The organism is Candidatus Zymogenus saltonus, from assembly GCA_016929395.1.
In the GTDB taxonomy this organism is placed as follows: domain Bacteria; phylum Desulfobacterota; class Zymogenia; order Zymogenales; family Zymogenaceae; genus Zymogenus; species Zymogenus saltonus.
The window spans coordinates 12,005-31,879 of record JAFGIX010000022.1 but is presented as its reverse complement, the minus strand read 5'-3'; the positions used below and the strand labels follow the sequence as shown (position 1 = coordinate 31,879).

Annotated in this window: 16 protein-coding genes; all 16 read right to left on the bottom strand. The window is 51.5% G+C overall.

Annotated elements, in window-relative coordinates; all coding sequences use genetic code 11:
* Positions 1–18: 18 nt before the first annotated feature.
* The 16 genes from JW984_04320 to JW984_04245 all read right to left on the bottom strand — a co-directional run bounded on the left by JW984_04320 (position 19) and on the right by JW984_04245 (position 19,860).
* Complete coding sequence (locus JW984_04320; protein MBN1572403.1) at positions 19–1,404, bottom strand: MFS transporter; 1,386 nt, start codon at positions 1,402–1,404, stop codon at positions 19–21.
* A gap of 177 nt (positions 1,405–1,581) precedes the next feature.
* Positions 1,582–3,003 (bottom strand): MFS transporter, encoded by a 1,422-nt coding sequence (locus JW984_04315; protein ID MBN1572402.1) that lies wholly within the window; start codon positions 3,001–3,003, stop codon positions 1,582–1,584.
* Between the two features lie 74 nt (positions 3,004–3,077).
* Positions 3,078–4,484, bottom strand: a complete 1,407-nt coding sequence (locus JW984_04310) for an MFS transporter (GenBank protein ID MBN1572401.1) — start codon at positions 4,482–4,484, stop codon at positions 3,078–3,080.
* Positions 4,485–4,591: 107 nt separating this feature from the next.
* Positions 4,592–5,245: a TetR/AcrR family transcriptional regulator gene (locus JW984_04305; protein MBN1572400.1), complete on the bottom strand. Its 654-nt coding sequence runs from the start codon at positions 5,243–5,245 to the stop codon at positions 4,592–4,594.
* 435 nt (positions 5,246–5,680) lie between these two features.
* A complete protein-coding gene (locus tag JW984_04300) occupies positions 5,681–6,451 on the bottom strand; it encodes a ParA family protein (protein MBN1572399.1) in 771 nt (256 codons plus the stop codon).
* Between the two features lie 49 nt (positions 6,452–6,500).
* The gene (locus tag JW984_04295; protein ID MBN1572398.1) at positions 6,501–7,616 is read right to left on the bottom strand and encodes a chemotaxis response regulator protein-glutamate methylesterase; all 1,116 of its coding nucleotides are present in this window, start codon (positions 7,614–7,616) and stop codon (positions 6,501–6,503) included.
* A 28-nt stretch (positions 7,617–7,644) separates the two neighbouring features.
* Complete coding sequence (locus JW984_04290) at positions 7,645–11,439, bottom strand: chemotaxis protein CheW (GenBank protein MBN1572397.1); 3,795 nt, start codon at positions 11,437–11,439, stop codon at positions 7,645–7,647.
* A gap of 170 nt (positions 11,440–11,609) precedes the next feature.
* Positions 11,610–12,371 (bottom strand): sulfite exporter TauE/SafE family protein, encoded by a 762-nt coding sequence (locus JW984_04285; protein ID MBN1572396.1) that lies wholly within the window; start codon positions 12,369–12,371, stop codon positions 11,610–11,612.
* Positions 12,372–12,379: 8 nt separating this feature from the next.
* On the bottom strand, positions 12,380–13,000 hold the full coding sequence (locus JW984_04280; protein MBN1572395.1) for a hypothetical protein: 621 nt from the start codon (positions 12,998–13,000) through the stop codon (positions 12,380–12,382).
* A gap of 22 nt (positions 13,001–13,022) precedes the next feature.
* Positions 13,023–13,832 carry a sulfite exporter TauE/SafE family protein gene (locus JW984_04275; GenBank protein ID MBN1572394.1) on the bottom strand — a complete coding sequence of 270 codons (810 nt, stop codon included), beginning with the start codon at positions 13,830–13,832 and terminating at the stop codon, positions 13,023–13,025.
* A 40-nt stretch (positions 13,833–13,872) separates the two neighbouring features.
* Positions 13,873–14,688 carry a HAMP domain-containing protein gene (locus JW984_04270; GenBank protein ID MBN1572393.1) on the bottom strand — a complete coding sequence of 272 codons (816 nt, stop codon included), beginning with the start codon at positions 14,686–14,688 and terminating at the stop codon, positions 13,873–13,875.
* A 101-nt stretch (positions 14,689–14,789) separates the two neighbouring features.
* Positions 14,790–15,164: a response regulator gene (locus JW984_04265; GenBank protein ID MBN1572392.1), complete on the bottom strand. Its 375-nt coding sequence runs from the start codon at positions 15,162–15,164 to the stop codon at positions 14,790–14,792.
* Positions 15,165–15,619: 455 nt separating this feature from the next.
* Positions 15,620–17,791, bottom strand: a complete 2,172-nt coding sequence (locus JW984_04260) for a HAMP domain-containing protein (protein MBN1572391.1) — start codon at positions 17,789–17,791, stop codon at positions 15,620–15,622.
* 306 nt (positions 17,792–18,097) lie between these two features.
* Positions 18,098–18,601 carry a chemotaxis protein CheW gene (locus tag JW984_04255; GenBank protein ID MBN1572390.1) on the bottom strand — a complete coding sequence of 168 codons (504 nt, stop codon included), beginning with the start codon at positions 18,599–18,601 and terminating at the stop codon, positions 18,098–18,100.
* A 52-nt stretch (positions 18,602–18,653) separates the two neighbouring features.
* Positions 18,654–19,487: a protein-glutamate O-methyltransferase CheR gene (locus JW984_04250; protein MBN1572389.1), complete on the bottom strand. Its 834-nt coding sequence runs from the start codon at positions 19,485–19,487 to the stop codon at positions 18,654–18,656.
* Positions 19,477–19,860, bottom strand: a complete 384-nt coding sequence (locus tag JW984_04245; protein ID MBN1572388.1) for a response regulator — start codon at positions 19,858–19,860, stop codon at positions 19,477–19,479. Before JW984_04245 ends, JW984_04250 begins: the two co-directional genes overlap by 11 nt.
* Positions 19,861–19,875 lie beyond the last annotated feature (15 nt).

Below are 19,875 nucleotides of genomic sequence, written 5' to 3'. Positions count from 1 at the left end.
ATCCCATATCCCCTTTCTTTATGAGCCGCCCTCTTTGGCTATCACCTTCTTTATCTCCTCGAACTTCTTCTCCGTAAGGCCGTACCTGCTGAACGGGATGAAGCTTAAAAATATCATGGCGGCGGGAAATACGCAGAACACAAGCCTGACGCCAAGGGCGACGCTGTCCGGCTGATTGTATTCGAGGCTCTTGTCGTAATGAAAAGCCGCCAGCACCAGGCCCACTATCGGGGGCCCCACGGAATAGGCTATCTTCTGCCCCGAAGACCACATGCCGGAGAAGACCCCCTCCCTCCTCATCCCGGAGCGCATCTGGTCGTACTCTATCGTGTCGGGGAGCATCGAGAAGGGGAAGAGCTGAAAGCTGGAAAAGCCGATGCCTAAGATAAATATCTGAATATAGAAAAAAACGATGAGATCTGGTTTTGAAAAGAAGAGGGAGAGCTGCATGACCGTGAAGATGGCAAGCCCGATATAATAGGACCTTATCTTCCCGAACCTTTTTCCCACCGCATTCCAGACCGGTATAAAGAGGATTCCGGTCACGAGGAATATCGGGAATGCGATCCCCATCGACTCCTCCGTCTGCCCCATGACGTACTTTATAAAAAAGACGAACCCGGCCATCATGACCCCCACCGCCAGGGCTTGAAAGAAATAGCTCGACATCAGCATAAAAAACTGAAAGTTCTTAAAGGCGATCCTTATCTGCTCAAAGATGGGAGGTGTATCCTCCTTCGGCGGGAGCGCCGGGGCCCTCTTTGTGGAGTAGAAACATATGAGACACGAAATTATAATGAGGACGCTGAAAACTTCCGCCATGAAGACAAATCCCGTCTCCCCCCCGCCGCCGAGCTTGACCAGCGGCATTGCGGCCCCGCCGGCGATCAACGCCCCCACCGACGCCGAGGACATCCGAAAGGCGGTTATCGACATCCTCTCGTTGTAGTTGTCCGACATCTCGGCCACCATGCTTGAATAGGGGACGTTGATTACGGTAAAGGCGGTGCACCCCAGGGCGAACAACAGCGCCACGTGGATTGTGTTTGCCATCTCAGATGCATAGTGGGGGGCGATGAAGAGTATTAAAAAAGTGAGGCCGAACGGCACCGAGCCGTAAAGGAGGTAGGGCCTCCTCCTGCCGTGTTTCGACCTCGTGGCGTCGGAGATCGTCCCCATTATCGGATCGGACACGACGTCCCACAGCTTCGGGAAGAGGAGCGCCGTCCCCGCGAGGGCCGGGTCTATCCCCATCACCTCGACCATGAAGTAAAGGAGAAACATCCCCGTGGTGACGATAAAGAGGTTGCTCCCGATATCGCCCAGGCCGTAGCCCAGCTTAATCTTTAAGGGGAGCGCCCCCCTAATCACCCCGCCGTTATTGCTATTCGAATCGGATTTCATAGATCCCCCCTGAAAACATTTTTGTTTAAAAGAGTCCCCTCCTCGGCAGTAATCGACTATGGTATCCCGCTCCTTGCCGAAAATCTAAGAGGCATACGAAGCTTTATATCAAAAAGTCAGCTTTAGTCAACTACTATTTCCCCTCCCCCCCCCTTTTTGCCCCCCCCTTTTTACTAACTATTTTTGCCCCCTTTTTTTAATATCCGCCACCATCCGCTCGTGCATCTCGGCGTCTATCGGAAACCGTGATATCAAGGTTATCCCAACAATGCACAAAACCATTGGGATAAGTGTGAGAAGCGTCTTTATCCCGAGGAGCGCTCCCGGCGTCTGCGGCTGGTTCGCTATATACCCGGAGAATCTCAAGACGACCCCTATAACCAGGCCGCTTATGGCGCCGGAGAGCTTGAAGGCGAACTGGAAAAAGCCGTAGTGTATCCCCTCCCTCCTGATCCCTGTCTTCCACTCGGAGTACTCCACCGTATCGGGGATTATCGACCAGGGGGACAGAAAGGCCGTGGATATACCGAAGCCGACCAGAACAAGGAGGAGCATCGTCAGCCCGATGCTTATATCCCCGAAGAGGAATATGGGAATCGACATGGACGCCATGATACCGGTCCCCATATTGTAGGCGAACTTCTTACCCTTCCTGTGGGAGATGTAAATATAGACGGGGAGCATCAAGACGCCGACCCCCAAGATTATCATGAAGGCAACGGGGACCATCAGCTCGTTTCCGAGGTTGTACTTGAAGAAGTAGACCATTACCCCCGACATTATGTTTATGGAGGTCTGGTGCATGAGGACGCCGCAGGTCAATATCAGGAATGGCCTGTTTTTCAGTATGAGCCTGACGTTATCTTTAAAGGTGAGATTATCGCCCAAATTCGTTTCCGCGTTGGGGCGCTCCCTCACCGAGAAGAAGCTTACCAGGACGATCGAGGCCAGGACGACTCCGTAGAGGATTCCGACCGATCTAAAGCCGAGGACGTTTACCAATATCTCCGCTTTTTCGGAGGCGACATCGGCAAATCCGTAAAACCTCTCGAATAAAGCCCCCCCGAATCTCTTGACCAGGGGGATCGTTGCCCCGGCCCCCACCAGCGTCCCGACAACGGCAAAGGCCATCCTGTAGGCGGAGATGACCGTCCGCTCCCTGGAGTCGGAGGTCATGTTTGCGGTGAGCGCCCCGTAGGGGACGACCATCATCGTCATGGCCGTGCAGAAGAGGAAGAACATGGCGAGCCCGTAGGCTATTTGAAGCCCCTCAGAGGCGATGTTCGGTGTAGCAAATAGGAGGGCTATCGACACTCCGGCGGGAACGGCCCCGAAGAGGATGTAGGGCCTCTTGCTCCCCCAACGGCTCCTTGTGTGATCCGAGATGTAGCCCATCGCTGGGGAGACGAGGGAATCCCAAATCTTGGATGAAAACATTATCATGCCGGCTGCGGCGGCGGCTACCCCGAAGACGTCGGTGAAGTAGTACATCATATAGAACGCCGGCAGGTTGAACGCCATGCTCATGGCGAAATCCCCGGCGCCGTAGCCGAGCTTTACACCCACCGGCACAACGTCTCTCTTTGCCCCTTGCTCCATTCCGTTATCTCCTTGAAAAACAGGTCAGCACAATGATTGTCTCAATCAAGACAGCTCCGCATCCAAAAGAACCGCTACCTTTTCGCCTCAATCTCCTCTAATATCTTCCTGTGGACCCCGGCACTGATCGGAAACCTCGAGATGATGACAATCCCGAGGAGGATAAAACCGATGGGGACCAGCGTAAGCAGAGCCTTTATCCCCAAAAGAGCCTCCGGCGTCTGAGCTACGTTGGGCACAAATTCAACGAATTTCAGCGTCTGGCCCGCTATGAATGCGGCAATTGCCACCGGCAGCTTCTGCCCGAACAGGAACGCCCCGTATATGACCCCCTCCCTCCTGATGCCGGTCTTCCACTCGGAGTACTCGATGGTATCGGGAACCATAGACCAGGCGGAGAGCCAATTCGTGGCCATGCCGGCACCGGCCATGACAAAAAAGACAATGGTGAGAACAATGCTTTTGTCCCCAAAGAAGAAGATCAACACCAGTACCCCTGATAAACTGCCCATCCCCACATTATACGTAAATTTCTTGCTGGTCTTCTTCGAGAGCCAGACGAAAAAGGGCATGAACAAGATCGCCGTGACGAAGAGGCACAAGAAAGCAATGGGGACCATATCCTCCCTGTCGAGGTTGTATTTGAAGAAGTAGTTGACCACCGCCGCCATGATGAGGACCGCCGTGAGATTCAGGATAGTCCCCGATATCAGGATCAAAAAGGGATTATTCGTGAAGATGACCTTGAGGTTGTCTATGACCGACTCCTTTTCGGCCTCCACCTTTTTCGCGGCCCCTCCCCGCTCCTTGACAGAAAAGAACGTGGCGAGGACGACAACGACGATCAATACCATGTAGACAAGTCCCATCATGCGAAAGCCGAAGATCGAGTCAACGACTTCCTGCCCGTCTTTCACGACCCCCGTAGAGCCGAAGAGACCCACCAATATCTTGGTTGCGGCCGCCGCAAAGAGCGCCCCGATTATGGCGAACACCATCCGGTAGCCGGTCAAAACCGACCGCTCGTGGGAGTCCTGCGTGAGGTCGGCGGTCAGGGCGCCGTATGGGACGTTGACGATTGTAATGGCGGTGCAGAAGAGTATAAAAACAGCCGTAATGTAGATGACCTTGTACTTTTCGATCTTTGCCGGATCATCGATACCGAGAAGCTGTGCAAAATCAGGGGAGTAGAAAATCAAGAAAAACATGACGCCGAGGGGGATGGCCCCGAAAAGGAGGTAAGGTCTCTTGCTCCCCCAGCGGGACTTCGTGTGGTCGGTGATATACCCCATCATCGGGTCGCTCACCGCATCCCAAACCTTTGATACCATTATTACTATTCCCGCAACGCCGGCGGCTACGCCGTAGACATCCGTCAAATAGAAAAGGAAAAAAAGGGCCGCCGTCTGATATGCGAGGTTGAAGGAATAATCCCCGATTCCATAGCCGAGTTTTGCCCCGAGGGAGAGTCTCTCTTTCATCTTTTAACTCCTTAAATATTAATCCATATTGAAAGCCGAAGATTTGATCCAAACGCTTTCTTTAATATCACCAAAAACACTATTTTCAGCCACCCAATACAATTTGCCTAATCCTTCCCGCGCCGGGCGAAGCCGTAGAAGGCGGTCTCGAGGGCGGTCTTTATCAGCTCCTCGATGTCAAGCTCAATCACCCGGACGTTGTCCCTCTCGGAGAGGATTATCAGGCCGTCCAGCATCCCCCAGAGTACGTTGGTCACCTCCCAGGTGTCCACCGGGTAAAAATCGCCCGAATCAACCCCCTCCTTTATCACCCCCTCGATCTCCCTCAAAAGGATGAGCGTCTTGTCGTCGATCCGCCTCCCGATCTCGCTCTCCCGCTCCCTAAGCTCGTCCTGCCCCCCGAGGGATATGACGGCGATTAGATCGAAGTACTCCCTGCACTCCCTGTAAAAACGGAAGTAGGCTTTTACCGCGGCCGTCACCTTCGAGATCGGCGACATGGAGGGATTAGCGACGGCCTTTTTTATCATACCCGTCAATATATCGATTCCCTCATCCTGAAATACCTTGTAGACCTCGCTCTTGCTCTTGAAGTAAATGTAGAACGTGCCCGTGCTCACCCCGGCCCTCTCGGTTATCATATCCACGGTCGTATTGCCGTATCCGCGCTCGACGAATAGCGATTTTGCGGAATCGATGAGGAGCCGCCTCTTCCGCTCCTTGTCCATCTTGTTTCTCGCCCTTAAAGGTATTCTGTTCATCCCCCTTCCCCCAATCATCCCCCCGGCCGAATGTTAAATGAACGGGGTTCACCAATTATACGGGCGGCATGCCCTTTGTCAAGGACTATTTTTCAAGAGATATTTCTCATAGAAAATAATGAGAGGAGACGAAAAAAAAACGGGCGCTTTCGCCCGTTTCTCTATATTACTTCCATGTTTTTGGATGATCCGTCTGAATGGGTCGGCTCAATTCGATGTTTCTTGGAAGGTCTGTCTGGATGGATTGTCCCACTTCTTTGTCTTATGGAAGGTCTATTTGAATGGTTTGGCCCACTTATATCTTTTTTTTGGGGATTTATCTTAACGTATCCCCCCCGTTGAATTATCCAACCCTACTGGCAACAGCCAGGTTCCGGATACAGCCGTCGGCCCCCACCTTTTGGATCAAGCCCGATCCCCCATGCATATCGGCCGTTATCCCTTCGTCTTTTCTATTACCTCCCTTGTGAGGTCGAGGTGGGCCTTCGCCCCGGGGCACACGACATCGAAGAGCACGACCGGCTTGCCCAGCTTCGGCACCTCGGAGAGGCGGACGTTTCTCGGGATCTTCGTATTGAATACTTTTCCCTTGAGGTCATCCTGAAGGCTCTTGACAACCTCGACGGACGCCGCCGTTCTCGAATCGACCATGGTCAGCAGGAACCCGAGAAGCTTCAGGTTCGGATTGTATTTTCGTCCCACCACCCTCGCCGCCCTGATGAGCCTCCCGATGGTCTTCAGGGCGAAGTATTCGCTCTGAACCGGAACCAAAAGGTAGTCCGCCGCGGCCATTCCCGCCACCGTTACGGCGCCGAGAGACGGGGGGCAATCCACCAAGACATATTCGTAGTCGTCTTTGATCTTGTCTATGATCCTCTTTATCGACAGGATATCCTGGGTTATCGTGGTCAGGTATCTTGTCTCTTCCTCGTTTGACCATATATTGGCCGGGATAAAATTGAGAAATTCTATCTCGGTGCCGTGTATTATCTTGGCGGGCTCCGTCGAGTTGACTACGGCGTCATAGACCCCGCCCCTCAGGTTTTCCTTGTTTCGCCCGAAGCTCAACCAGAGCCCACACTGGGGATCGATCCCGACAACGAGGGTCTTCCTCTCGAAAACTCCCAACGACGCCCCCAGGTTTACCGCGGTCGTCGTCTTGCCGACCCCCCCCTTCTGGCTCGCTATTGTTATTACTTTACTCATGGCCTTGCCGACAGCATTACTGATAGATAGCACCCCAAAGCATTAAGGATCAATTTGAATCATTGTTTATAACGTTCTCGATCATTCCCGGTATCTGGTACAGGGACATTACACTGTCCACCACTCCCGCGTTTATCGCGAATTTAGGCATTCCGAAGACCAAAGACGACCTCTCGTCTTGGGCGATGGTCCTGCCCCCCATTATCTTTATCGCCTTAAGCCCCTTGTATCCGTCCCTCCCCATCCCTGTAAGTATAACTCCGAGGGTCTTCTTGCCGAAGGTCGCCGCGGCGGAGTAGAACAGGGTGTCTATCGAGGGAGTCGGTGAGTTGTCTTCAACCTCCTTCGCCTCCAGCTCGATCTGGGGTGCCATAAAAACCCTGGATATCCTTACATCGTGCTCCCCCGGGATTACGAGAACCCTCCCCTCCTCGATTATATCGCCGTTTCTCGCCTCGTCAACGCTGAGCGACGTTATCCTGTTCAGCCTGTCGGCGAAAAAGCGCGTAAAAAACCGAGGCATGTGCTGTGCCACTACTATCCCCGCCGGTAACTTCCTCTTCATCTTGGACAGGATATACTCGATAGCCTTGGGCCCCCCCGTGGAGGCCCCGATTACCACGACCTTGTTTTCAGAGAGCCTGTTAAGCTCTTCCTTCGTATATCCTTCGATCGATTTGCTCTTGACATTCTTGTCGACATCCAGATCTGCTCTTGCGGCACTTATTTCATTGGAAAGGGTAAGGTTGGAATCAAAATTTACCTTTGCCGCAGTTCGGATCTTTGACGACAGCTCATCCTTCAAGAACTGGAAGTTCAGAAGCATCGATCCCTTCTGGGGTTTTGTAATAAAGTCAACCGCGCCGGCATCAAGGGAGCGAAGCGTGATGTTTGCTCCCTCCTTTGTCAATCCGCTGAGCATGATAACCGGCGCCCTATGCTCCTTTACAAGAATCCTGAGGGCTGAAAGACCGTCCATCTTCGGCATAATCACGTCCATCGTAACGACGTCGGGTCTATATTCTTTGTATTTGGCAATAGCCTCCTGACCATCGCTCGCAACGGCCACAACCTCTATGTCGTCCACCTCCTGCATTGCCTGGATTACGGCGCGTCTGATCACCGCGGAATCGTCTACGACCAAAACTCTGATCTTGTCTGCCATGGCTCAAATAGATCACATAAAAACTACATTAAGCCGGGGAAGTCGTATCATTGCCCCTCCGGCTGCTGTTTCTCCTCTTCAGGCGCTCCTGCATCTGCCTTCTCCTGATACTCTTCTCCTTATCTATGGCGAGGTTTACAAGCTCTATCACGTCAAGGATAAGCGAGATCTTGCCGTCCCCCATAATCGAAGCTCCTGAGACACCCTTGGTGTCTGAGAGGTACTCTTCGAGAGACTTGATAACGATATTTTCCTCTCCCACAAGCCTGTCGACGATAAGTCCCACCTCTCGACCCTCCGCCGAAAGGACCACTACAAAGACCTGCTTTTCTCCAACAAAACCCTCGCCTTCAAGGTCGTAGTTCATCTTGAAAACATCCTTCAGACTCAAGAGGGGAAGTACCTTGTCCCTTATCCTCAACACCTGATGGCCCTCTATGGTGTCTATCTCGCCCAGATTTACCCTTACGGTCTCCGTTACCGCCGACAGGGGGATTGAATAATTTTTCCCCGATATGTCCACTATAAGGGCCTGAATAATGGCAAGGGTCAACGGCAGCTTTATTAGAAACTTGGTGCCGACATTCATTTCGGTTACAACGTCCACCGTACCGTTCAACTTGTCTATGTTCTTCTTGACTATATCGAGCCCCACACCTCGTCCAGAGACGTTGCTTATCCTCTTCGCCATGGATATTCCGGGCTTAAACAGGTAGTTCAGGGCTTCCCGCTCCGAGACCCTGATCCTCTCCGCCTCCGTTATCTCCCCGTTTACGACCATACGGTCCTTGATTGCCTCCTGGTCGATGCCGCTTCCGTCATCGGTCACCTCGATGATCACCTGGTTTCCCTGGTGATAGGCGGAAATTGCGAGGGTCCCCATCTCTGGCTTCCCATTCTTCCTCCTCTCGGCAACGGACTCTATTCCGTGGTCGATGGCGTTTCTGATTATATGAATAAGGGGGTCTCCTATCTCTTCTATCACCGATTTATCGAGCTCCGTCTCCCTGCCGGTTATGGCCAGCTTGACCCTCTTGTCCATCTTGTCGGCAAGGTCCCTGACAAGCCTCGGGAACCTGCTGAAGAGCTGGTTTATCCCGACCATCCTGACGCGCATAACGCCCTCTTGAAGCTCATTTGCCACCCTTCCCAGCTCCATGGTCGAGGATTCCATGTTCAATGAAAGCTGTCTTAATAGGGCTATCTCCGATTTGTCCAGCTTTTTCAATTCCAGAATATCTCTGTATGCCTCTTTGAAGGTCAAAAGAAGCTGAGAGAAGCTCGCCCTGTTTACCACCAATTCCCCGACGAGGTTCATTATATTATCGACCCGATCGGTCTCCACCCTGAGGGTCTGCTTGGAATATGCGAAGTCAGTTCCGGGGGGTTCGCCTTCGTCCCCGGGAGGCATCATGCCGCCGGTTCCATCAGGCGGTGTCGCACCGCCCGGCGGGCCGGTCGGCTGAGCTCCCGACGGGCCGGTCGGCTGAGCTCCCGGCTGGCCGGTCGGCACGGCTCTTCTGTCGAGAGGCGCTGCCGCCGGCTCCCTCCTTACAACCGGCTCCGGTTTGGGAGGGAGCTTCTCGATGACATCTTTCCTCTTGACCTCCACATCCTCCAATCGAGCGGCCGGCTCCTTTTTCAGGTACAACGTCTTTATCTCCATCTTCTCCGTGGAAATCTCTTTTATGATATCGCTCACTTCCTCCACTTCTTCCTTGAGTTTATTAAAGCTTACCACAAGATCGCCGTAAAGCTGGGACCCACTCTTATCCTCGATGACGTTCTTGTCTATGAGGCCCAGCTGATTGTCAAGGTTGTCGATAATGTTATCGTATCCCATGAATTTTGCGGAAGACTTGAGACTTTCCAATGCCTTTTGATAAATCTCGACGGTCTCCTCGATGTTCTTGCCCTCCCTGAAATTCGTAAGACACGTCGATAAAGTGTCTATGTATTGGTCGGCGGCTGAGAGGAATATCTGGACAAGCTCCTTATCCTCCTCCGATAACTCCTCGTAATCCACATCTCCCGCCTCTTCGCCTCCGGATATAATCTTTGATTTTCTTAAGCCCTCCCTCAACTCCAAGAGCCCCTTGACGAGGAGGCTCACGTCATCGACTGTAAATTCATCTCTGTTATCGAGATACTTTGTGGTAAGCCTGTTGACCTCGTCGAGCCGTTTAGAGATGTTTTCATATTCCATATACTTGGCTGACCTCTTAAGCTTCCACGTAACATCGATTATCTCCCTCAATGTATTCTCATCCGCCTCCATCTTCCTTATGCTTCCGAGATCTATCTCCAGAAGTGAAAAGAGGTCGACCGTTGCCGTCAGAAAAATGTCCACCAACTCGACGTCATAGCCTTCCTTAAAGTCCTCTTTCACCTCTTCCCTTAACTTGAGCGATACATCGTCCGATACCCCAGGCTTGGGCGGCTCGGTCTTAAACGGTTTCGGCTCGACCCTAGCGGGTTTCGGCTCTTCCTTGGCCGGTCTCGGCTCAACCCTAGCGGGCTTCGGCTCTTCCTTTACAACATCTCCCCTCTCCCGGAAATAGGCCCTTATATTTCTGGCGAGATTGAGGTTTATCCCCTTGATCGCCTCCAGCTCCTCCACCCGGATCTCGGACAGAGCCTTAAGGCTCTTTATGCCGGCCTCATAGATATCCTTTGCCTTCGATCCCCCCACCCCAGGGATAATCGTAAACTCCCTTACCGCTTCTTCAAGGGTGAGCACTCTTGAAAAGATTTCCGACGTCTTAGACTTCTTCGGCTCAATAACCTCGGAAAAGCCCTCACCCTTGACAAATCCCCTTATCTGATCCAACGCATTGTAAAAATAAAGGACCTCGGTATCGCTCACCCTCTCGCCCTCATCCAGCATAAGCTGAACCGTCCTGATTATTCCCGACAGTATTGTGTTTAGCTCGTCAAATCCGAAATATTCTATGGACGTACTGAAGCTGTTGACAAGCTTCAGGAAGTTATCCAATTCATCGAGGGTCTTTGTATCCTCGAGCTTCTTTACCGACCTCTCAAGCTCCGTGAGGTGCTCTTCCAACACCACCTCTATCTCGTCATCGAAGAAATCTGTTTGCGTCGATTCCTTCTCATCGAACCTCTCCCCTGCAACGCCGGACTCCCCCTCGAAGTCTATATCCTCAAGCCCATCATATATATCCACCTCCTCCCCTTTCTCCTTTTCCCTCGCAAAAATGTCGTCAACATCTTCCAGCCCCTCGTAAATATCCAACTCCTCTTTCTCCCTCTTTTCTCTCTCAAAAATACCGTCCACATCTTCCAGCCCCTCGTAGATATCCTCCCCTTCCTCTTTCTCCTCGTATTCCTTAAAGGCCTCGTCCAGTTCTTCGAGCCCCTCGTAGATGTCGACATCTTTGTCATTTACCTCGTCAAGCTCGAGCACCTCGTCATCCTCACCCACTCCCTCAAGAACACTCTCGACCCTGGCCTGAATCGCAGAAATATCGGTCATCTCCTCCCCTGACTGAGAGAGGTCCTTAAGTATCGACCTGACTGTATCCATCCCCAGAAAGAGTACGTCCAGGACCTCCTTAGTAAGCCTCATATCCCCTCCCCTCAGCTTCTCCAATATCCCCTCCAGGGAGTGAAGGAAACCGCCGGTCTTGGAAAGTCCCAGGTAATCCGCCGAGCCCTTTATGCTGTGGACCGCCCTGAAAACCTGATTAAGTACCTCTCGATTTTCAGGCTCATCTATAAGTCTGTTAAGGTTCACCTCGAAATCGGAAAGATGCTCGTTGCCCTCTATAATAAATTCCTTTAAAAGTTCTTCGTCAATCATGGTTTCACCTATATTTTATTAAATATTTTTATTCCAATCCTGCTTAACTCAAAACGCCCCACTTTAAACCCTTTTCGCCCGTTCTAATGCCCTCTTGTCTCCATCGATACCACCATAACGTCCCCTTTACACCATCCTGTTCCCACTAATCCCAACTATATTATAATATCTCAAACACCGGTATATATCATATGAATCCCTATGAAGAGCAAAATAAATATAAAGAGCTCTCTCAAGTGGGCGTCATTTATCCTCTCCGAGATATTCGATCCTAAAAACCCACCTAAAAGCACCCCGCCCGCCGCCCACAATAGAACCGGCCAAGATGCGCTCCCCTCAAAGAGGAGGTGGGAAAACGCCCCGAACGCAACAACTACAAACATAATCGCAAGGGCCGTCCCTATTGCGACCTCCATAGACAGCTTCAACTTCTTTACCATCACCGGAACTATAAAATCCCCCACTCCAACGGAGAGCATGCCGCTCAAGACCGAGGTCACAAGGGGTACCACTCCGTATCTGAGCGCTGTTTTGATCTCGGCCCTCTTTTTCACCTCCTCCCCGTACCAGTCGTCGCCGGAGATGAAAAGGACGGCAACGCCTATCGCCACAAGTCCAAGGGAAACCGTAAGTACCTTTTCTCCCACTCTCTCCCCGAGGAACGACCCCAGAACCACCATCGGAAGGGCGAAGGCCGTGTAAAGTAGGGCAAGCCTTATGTCCACCCTTCCCGACCTCAAGTATTGATACGCGCCCCCGAGCATCCCCACCATCTGAATGAAGAGGGCGGTGGTTATCGCCTTTTCCGGGGAAAATTTATAAACCACCATCAGAAACGGGGACCACAAGATTCCTCCCCCAATTCCGGTCAGCGTAACCATCATCGCGATCAACACGCCCGCGAAAAACGACAGAAAATAAAAATCCTCCATCTTCGCCGTCACCGTTTCCGCTCTGGCCCAACGGTAAAGAGCTTAAAGTCCTTCATCATATCGTTGAGCTGCAGGATATCTCCCTTCATGACCTCGATCATTATTTTCGCATTTTTCAGGTCTTCCTTATAGATCGCCTCCTCAATGTCTTCGATCGATTCCACTCCGCAATTTGCGAACAGCCTCACATGGGCCACGACCTCCCCGAAGTCGCTCACAAGGTCGTTTATAAACTCGCTCATCCTCCCTATCTCATCGGTCATGTAGACAGGCATCGGCTCCTTCATGTCTCCGGCGGCGATCTTCGACGACACGGTGAACATCCTCTTTAGGGGGATATTTATCTTCTTGACGAACAGCATGAAAACCACGCCCGTAACCAAAACCTGAATCGCAAGCAAAAGCATTACCTTGTTCCTCACGTGAACGAGGGGAGCGACCGCCGCGGTCTCCGTGATCTCGCCCCTGTTGAGCCTCTGGAAGTTCTCTACCAGCTCCCCCTTCAAATCGCCGCTGTTTATCTCCACGAAGAACTCCACCCCGAGGATCAGCATTGTAAAGACGATGATCAATATATATATCGTCATCCTCCTCGAAATCGAGGAGGCTCCCTTTTTTGAAACTGCCATTATCGAACACTATTTAAGAACACTACTTAAAAAGACCTAAAATTTTCGGGATGTTATCGTAAACCATCTTCGATCCTGTCAAGAATACGAATACCGAGAATATAACCTTTAGGACCGAGACCGGGGTAATCCTGTTTACGATTGGCCCCAGCTGTCCGCCTATCAGAACGCCCGTCATGGTGAAGACGGCCACGTCCCACCGGATCTGTCCCTCCCAGATATTTATCGACGTGGCAACCCACCCCACCAGCCCCTCTACCACAATGGTCGTGGCGATCGCTCTGTGGACGTTGATTTTGTAGATCCTTTCCAGAAGGGGGAAAATGGTCTCCGCCGTACCAACAGAGCTCAATCCGCTTGATATGCCGCCGATAAAGGGAACCCAGCTGAAGGGATACATCTCCTCCACGTTAAGTCCCTCCCTGTCTCCATATTTCCTCTCAATCATCGATACAAATGTCCACGCGGCACATCCTACAACGAGCAATCCAAAAAAAACCTTCAAAATCGCCTCGTTTATCACCATAGCCAGATGGAGACCGATGACTACTCCCGGAATGGAGAGAAGAACCATCGGAAAGGCCATCCCGTACTCGATCTGCCTCTGTCTCACATACCCGATCATCGCCGAGGTCATTCCACAAAGCTCCGTTACCATGCTGGTTCCTATGCTCTGGGGTATCGTCATATCAAGGACGTAGACGAAGATGGGCAGAAATATTATTCCGCCGCCGAATCCGCTCCCCGTAGCCAGGGCCGCCACGCAGATGGCAACCGGAAACATAAATAAATTGCCGGATGCCGAGGCCCAGAAATCTAAAATGTATTCCATTATGAAAAAAACGCCTTAAAAAAGTATTTGATATCGCGAGTTACAGCTTGTCCAGGTCGATATGGTAGAAGCTGAAGGATTCCACCAGTGATTTCAACTCGCTTATATCTTTGTATAAAACATTTAGCTGCTTCTGAATATCGTCGCTTATCTTCTTCTCCTTCAACACCTCCACCTTGTTGTGAATAATATCCGTGGCGTCGGAGGCGGAAAGGCTGATCTTCCCAACCATTAGGAGTACCTCCTGAAAATCCGCGGTGATATCGTTTATGATGGAGCCAAGCTGCCCTATCTCGTCCTTGGAGTATACGGGGACCGTCCTTCCCAGGTTCCCCTTCGATACCTCTTTTGCCGTCTTGACCATTTCGTCCAGGGGATCGGCGACGTCCTTTATAAAGAAATACAAGGTGAGAAACACAGCAAAGGCAACAATGGCAAGGATGATTACCATTCTAATCTGAAGCCTATGCAAGGACTTGAAGGCCTGGTCGTAGTCTATCGCCGATACCGCATCCCTGACCTCCCCCTCAGGCGCCTCCGTTATTACACCGCTTTTCAGTTCATCCTTAAGCTTCGTCTCTCCCGCCTCCCAAATCAACTCCAGGCTTATGGAGAGGGAAACAAAGACAATCAACAGGAAGTATATCAAGAGCTTCTTCTTCAGGTTTGTAAAGATGGCGTATTTTTTCCTCTCTTTGATGCTTTTCCTTCTCTCTTCTTTCCTCCTTTCGTATTTCCTGATCGCATCGCCAAGCTGGATCGAGCGCCAGCTGTACTGTCTCCTTTCTATCTTTCGCTTTTTTTCCTTTCTCCGATTTACACCATCCCACTGAAAATCGCCCTTTTTTGTCCCCATAGATAATCTTCCTAAAAAAACTGATTGAACCGAGAACCATTTACGAACAACACCACAACCTCGTTCAGCCGCCCATTGATCTTAAAAATCAGAGACGTGGGTCAATCCTTCAATATTCCAAGAATCGAGGCCTTCAGCTCCTCCGGTTTGAAGGGTTTCAGTATCACCGCCTTAATACCCATTTTCTTTGCCGCCTCCTCGAGGAAGTGTTTTTCCGCCTCCTGACGCAGGGTCAAAAGCACCAGGTTTGCATCCGGAAACTCCTTGAGAATGACCTCGGCGGCGGTAAAACCGTCGGTGTTTCGCATAGTTACGTCCATTGTGACCAGGTCCGGCCTAAGCTCCCTATAAAGGGCTATCGCCTCGTCACCATCTTTGGCCTCACCGGCTACGGTCAATTCATCCCCTTCGAGGGCCTCTTTTATGCGATTTCGCATAAACGTGGAATCGTCTACCACCAACACTGTTCTGGCCATGCATGAACTCCTTGAAATTTTTATCCTCTTTTAAACTCCCCTCTAAAAAACACTATAACGGTTCGGCCCCCTCTGATTCGGTACGCCCCATCACAGAACTTGAAAAACCATCCGCCTCAACCGCAATTTACTCCCCATCGCGATCCCGCCCCATCATATCAATTATTCAACCCAAGATCCCCATAAAGCCGTATCCGCTAACGGAGACAGCACCATTGACAGCTCCCCCTCCTCCCCAACTAGTCGCCCCGCCGGTCCCCTCTTGCTTATTATCATCCAAGCCCCTTTGCATCTTGCCTTTGCATCTCCACCCCGAGCCATACAACAACGGCCGGCGGGAAGTTTAGATTGGGTGCGTGCAAGAGATTCCCCCATCTCCGCCGTTGTGCCTCAAGGCAATGGGAGATACAGCGCCCAAAAATGGGGGTTCCTTTAACCACCTGTCCTTATTTGTCCTACTCCACGAGCCCTCTGAACTTAAACTGGGCCATGAGCTGGGCGTTGGCGCCGGAAAGCTCGGTGATTGTCAACTGGCCATCCCTGACTATACCGGCACCCTCGGCCACAGTCTCCGTCTCCTTAACGCCCTCTATAATGGATGTATTGATCTCCGCGGAGCCTTCCACAATCCCCTGAATCGTATCTTCAATGGTCCGGGCTCTTCGTGCCTGCTCGGTGGTAACTTCCACGATCTCCTGGGCGAGGGACGCAAGCTCGTCCATCGACCTGAGAACCTCTTCGATGCTCTTGAGCTGCTGGCTCATGGCTTCGGAGACCGCCTCGTTGATCTCGTTTGCGGTCTTACCGCCCGCCACACCGACCTCGAGGTCCTCCGTGGCCCGCCTTGCCGCCTCCACGTTGCCCCTTGCGGTACCGGCCGCCTGCTCGGCGTTTTCACGGATTGTCTCGAATTCCTTGGCAATCTCGCCGGCCAGTTTAGTTCCCTCATCGACAGCCTTGTTTGCCGTCTTGATGAGCTCCGTGATCTCTTTCGTGGCCTCACCGCTTCGCTCGGCGAGCTTTCTTACCTCGTCGGCGACGACCGCAAAACCCTTGCCATGCTCCCCTGCCCTGGCGGCCTCGATCGCGGCGTTTAGAGCGAGGAGGTTCGTCTGCTCGGCGATGTCGTCGATAACCTCGACGATCTCAAACACCTGGTTTGTAGATTCGGCTATCGAGTTTATACCCTCTTCCGTTCTGCGGACGGCTTCACGGCCCTCCTCGGCGAGTTCCAGCGTACCGGCGGCCCTCTCCGCCGTACGGGCGGCGTTCTCGGCAACATTACGCGCAAGCCCCAAGGCCTCCGTTAGCCTTTCGAGCGACTCTTGACCGGTCGCCCGGACCCTTTCCGCTTCGTTTGAGAGTTCTTTCGCCGATGTTGCCATCTCGTTGATGGCCGAAGAAGTCTGGGCGGCGTTTGTGGCCTGAGCCTGCGCCCTGTCCTGAACACCTACAGCACCCCGGGCCATTTCCGTTATGATGTTAAGGGCGTTTCTTGAACTCTCCACCTCCGTCTCAGTAATGGAGGATATCTCCTCCATCCTTCTCCTGAGTCCCGCCATGATCTCCGCATTCCTCGCGGCAACAGGCCCCGCTTCCTCAGAAAGGCCCCGAACCGTTCCGGCCCCCTTGGCCACCCTCGCCACGATATTTTCGAGACGCTCGACAAAAGCGTTATACCCCTCAATAAGATCGCCTATCTCGTCCTTTGTTGTAACCTCAAGCCTCGTCGTCAGGTCGGCGGTATCGGTGGCCCTTCTAATCTCTTCGGTCGCCCTCACAATGGGTCTTGTAATAACAGCGGAGATAAGAAAGATGAAAATCCAAATACCAATGAAAAGCAGTATTCCGGCAACAATGTAGTAGTTCCTCGTGGCTTTAAGTATTGCCAATGCCTCATTAACATCCTGTTCCACCATAACAATAAGGCCGAGGTCCGAGAGATAGACGCCCGCCCCGAAGACATCCACGCCCCTGTAACTTTTCCACTCCCCGTTTACAGGGTCATTGTGTCCCGTAGATTCCTTCAAGACTTTTGCGTAGCCCTCGGTATCGGTCAGGTTGAGCTCTGAGATGGCGCTCTCCTTCACAAGCCCCTCTTTTTTCAAGTCATCTACAAATAGAGACTCCGTAGCCATCAGCCCTGTCTTCACATCGACTATATAGGCCTCGCCGGTCTCTCCAATACGGGCGTGTATAAAAAGATTTTCGTCAAGGTACTTCCACGAGACGTATTCCACGAGAACACCAACGACCCTTCCGTTCCTCTTGACCGGCTTGGACACGGCGATCCTCGGGCCCAGGGTCTCCGTGCTGACGTAAGGCTGGATCCAGAACTCCACCTCTCCCTTCAGCGGCTCCGTTACGTACTTTCGCCTTGTAAAGCTCTCTCCCATCAAGTCCGGCGACGATGATGCTACGAGGATTCCGTCTCTGTCAAAAAAACGGAAATCGTCAACAACGTCTTTCCTGACCTCCTTGAACTTTCTTAAATATGCGCTGTATTCCTCCCAGGTGCCGATCCCCGCAAGGGCGTTATCTAATGAATCGATTTTCTCCGCCGTTTCCAGGTCCTTCTCCCTTTCATAGAAGAAGATTGTAACGGCGCTGTCAGCTGAATCGAGCAATACTGATAGTTCTTCTTGTACGAGTTTTTCGATGTCAGAAGCACTTCTCAAATAACTCGGGATAGCAAAACTAAGAATGCCCGCTGTAGCCAGTATAGAAAACCAAAACAACAATTTTGTTCTGATCGTAAATCGCATTTTATCCTCCTGATATTTTTATTTCTTAAACTCTTTTATTCCAAAAACTTCTCAAATAACTATAACAATAAGATTTTTTATCCAGACCTTGCGGCGCCTTCCATTACTTCCCCTCCCTTGGTCGGGACGCCATATCACTAAAACACTCCCGGTATCCCGCAACTCACGCTATTCCAGATGACCGATCTCATCCCTCTCCGTCTCCGTGAGTATCTTGGAGAAATCGAGCAGTATGATCAGTCTGTCTCCCCCATCCTCCACCCTGCTGACTCCCAGTATGTATTCACTATCCACTCCTACCGTGATCATGTCAGGCGCGGCCTGTATGGAATCTTTTGGGAGCGTAATAACCTTCGAGACGCTGTCAAGAATAAAGCCGGTTGTCCTTTCCTGCATCTCGATAATCATAATCCTGGTCGACTTGTCCTGCGGGGAGGCGGGTAGATAGAGCCTCTTTCTAAGGTCGACCACGGGGACCACCTTCCCCCTGAGGTTGATAACCCCCTCTACGTAAGATAGCGTGTTGGGAACCTCCGTGATGGGAGCGGGCCTTATTATCTCCTTGACAAGGAGTATGTCCACGCCGAACTCCTCATCCGCAAGGAAAAAGGTCACGATCTGAGAATCGCCGCCCCTACCTATCGAGAGATCGCTCCTTTCGGCTTCTGCCATTATAATCACCTCCTAAATAGATGAAAATATTACAATCCAAAATAATATAATATCAGACTTTCTCATAAATGAAACTGCCTTCTATCTTCCTTGCCGCAAAGAGGTCGGAGTGCCTGGTCACCGACTCCGTCGAGGCCACGAAGAGGAATCCCCCCTTGCGCAAGACCTTGGCGAATCCATCGATAACCGCCCTGGCCCTGTCCTGAGAAAAATACATCAACACGTTTCTGCAAAAGATAATGTCAAAGAAAAAACCCCGCTTTTTTATCCACGATTCGGTGTCGTTGAGGTTAAGGGGCAAAAACTCGATCATCTTCTTCAATTCATCGGAAACCTCGAAAGTCCCGTTTCTTCTGGTCGTGTACTTTTCGATATAAATCTCCGGAAGGTGTCTTACCGACCACTCGTCGTATACCCCCCTCCTTGCCGCGGCAAGGGATAACCTGTTGATGTCGGTGGCCATGATCCTGACCTGAGTCGATTCAGCGTCGGGGTTCTCCTCGATCTTCTCCTTCAGCATCATCGCGATCGTAAAGGGCTCCTCACCGGTGGAGCATCCGGCGCTCCAGATGTGGATAAACCTGTCGGCGTTGGACTTACTGTCAATGAGACCCGGGAACACCTGGTTTTTTAAGGCCTTCAGTTTATCCTCTTCCCTGTAAAAATAGGTCTCGTTGATATTGAGCCTCTCCAGGAGGTTGATGAGCTCGATCTCCTTGTACCTGTGTTTCAGGGCGAGGTAGTAGTTGAAGATGTCGGCCATTTGAAGCTCCTCTATTCTCTCGGCGATTTTCTTCTCGAAGACCTTTTCCTGCCCGTTGGAAAATTCGAGGCCCAGCGTATCTTTCATGTAATCTGTCACTAATTTGAAACCATCAACGTTCAAGGCTTTCCCCCAAGAGCATCTTCATATTCGTCACAAGTTTCTTAGGCTCCGTAGGCTTTGCGAGATATATGTTCGCCCCGGCATGGAGTCCCTTTTCCCGGTGCATCCTGATCTCCTCCTCCACGGTGATGATTATGATCGGCACTGAATTATATCCGTCAATGCCCCTTACCCGCTTTATGAATTCATATCCGTCCATGACCGGCATAAAGACATCCGTAATAATTCCGCTGTATTTATTTTCCCTTGCCTTGTCCAGGGCATCCGCACCATTTTCCGCCGAATCGACCTTGTATCCCTCCGCCTCAAATATTACTCTCAAGGAATCCCTTATAACTTTTGAATCGTCGACAACCAATATATTATAACTCATATTTACTCCCGACGC

Excerpts from the sequence above, each read along its gene's own strand:
- JW984_04320 (MBN1572403.1), bottom strand. The coding sequence starts at position 1,404 with ATGAAATCCGATTCGAATAGCAATAACGGCGGGGTGATTAGGGGGGCG.
- JW984_04315 (MBN1572402.1), bottom strand. The coding sequence starts at position 3,003 with ATGGAGCAAGGGGCAAAGAGAGACGTTGTGCCGGTGGGTGTAAAGCTC.
- JW984_04310 (MBN1572401.1), bottom strand. The coding sequence starts at position 4,484 with ATGAAAGAGAGACTCTCCCTCGGGGCAAAACTCGGCTATGGAATCGGG.
- JW984_04305 (MBN1572400.1), bottom strand. The coding sequence starts at position 5,245 with ATGAACAGAATACCTTTAAGGGCGAGAAACAAGATGGACAAGGAGCGG.
- JW984_04300 (MBN1572399.1), bottom strand. The coding sequence starts at position 6,451 with ATGAGTAAAGTAATAACAATAGCGAGCCAGAAGGGGGGGGTCGGCAAG.
- JW984_04295 (MBN1572398.1), bottom strand. The coding sequence starts at position 7,616 with ATGGCAGACAAGATCAGAGTTTTGGTCGTAGACGATTCCGCGGTGATC.
- JW984_04290 (MBN1572397.1), bottom strand. The coding sequence starts at position 11,439 with ATGATTGACGAAGAACTTTTAAAGGAATTTATTATAGAGGGCAACGAG.
- JW984_04285 (MBN1572396.1), bottom strand. The coding sequence starts at position 12,371 with ATGGAGGATTTTTATTTTCTGTCGTTTTTCGCGGGCGTGTTGATCGCG.
- JW984_04280 (MBN1572395.1), bottom strand. The coding sequence starts at position 13,000 with ATGGCAGTTTCAAAAAAGGGAGCCTCCTCGATTTCGAGGAGGATGACG.
- JW984_04275 (MBN1572394.1), bottom strand. The coding sequence starts at position 13,832 with ATGGAATACATTTTAGATTTCTGGGCCTCGGCATCCGGCAATTTATTT.
- JW984_04270 (MBN1572393.1), bottom strand. The coding sequence starts at position 14,688 with ATGGGGACAAAAAAGGGCGATTTTCAGTGGGATGGTGTAAATCGGAGA.
- JW984_04265 (MBN1572392.1), bottom strand. The coding sequence starts at position 15,164 with ATGGCCAGAACAGTGTTGGTGGTAGACGATTCCACGTTTATGCGAAAT.
- JW984_04255 (MBN1572390.1), bottom strand. The coding sequence starts at position 18,601 with ATGGCAGAAGCCGAAAGGAGCGATCTCTCGATAGGTAGGGGCGGCGAT.
- JW984_04245 (MBN1572388.1), bottom strand. The coding sequence starts at position 19,860 with ATGAGTTATAATATATTGGTTGTCGACGATTCAAAAGTTATAAGGGAT.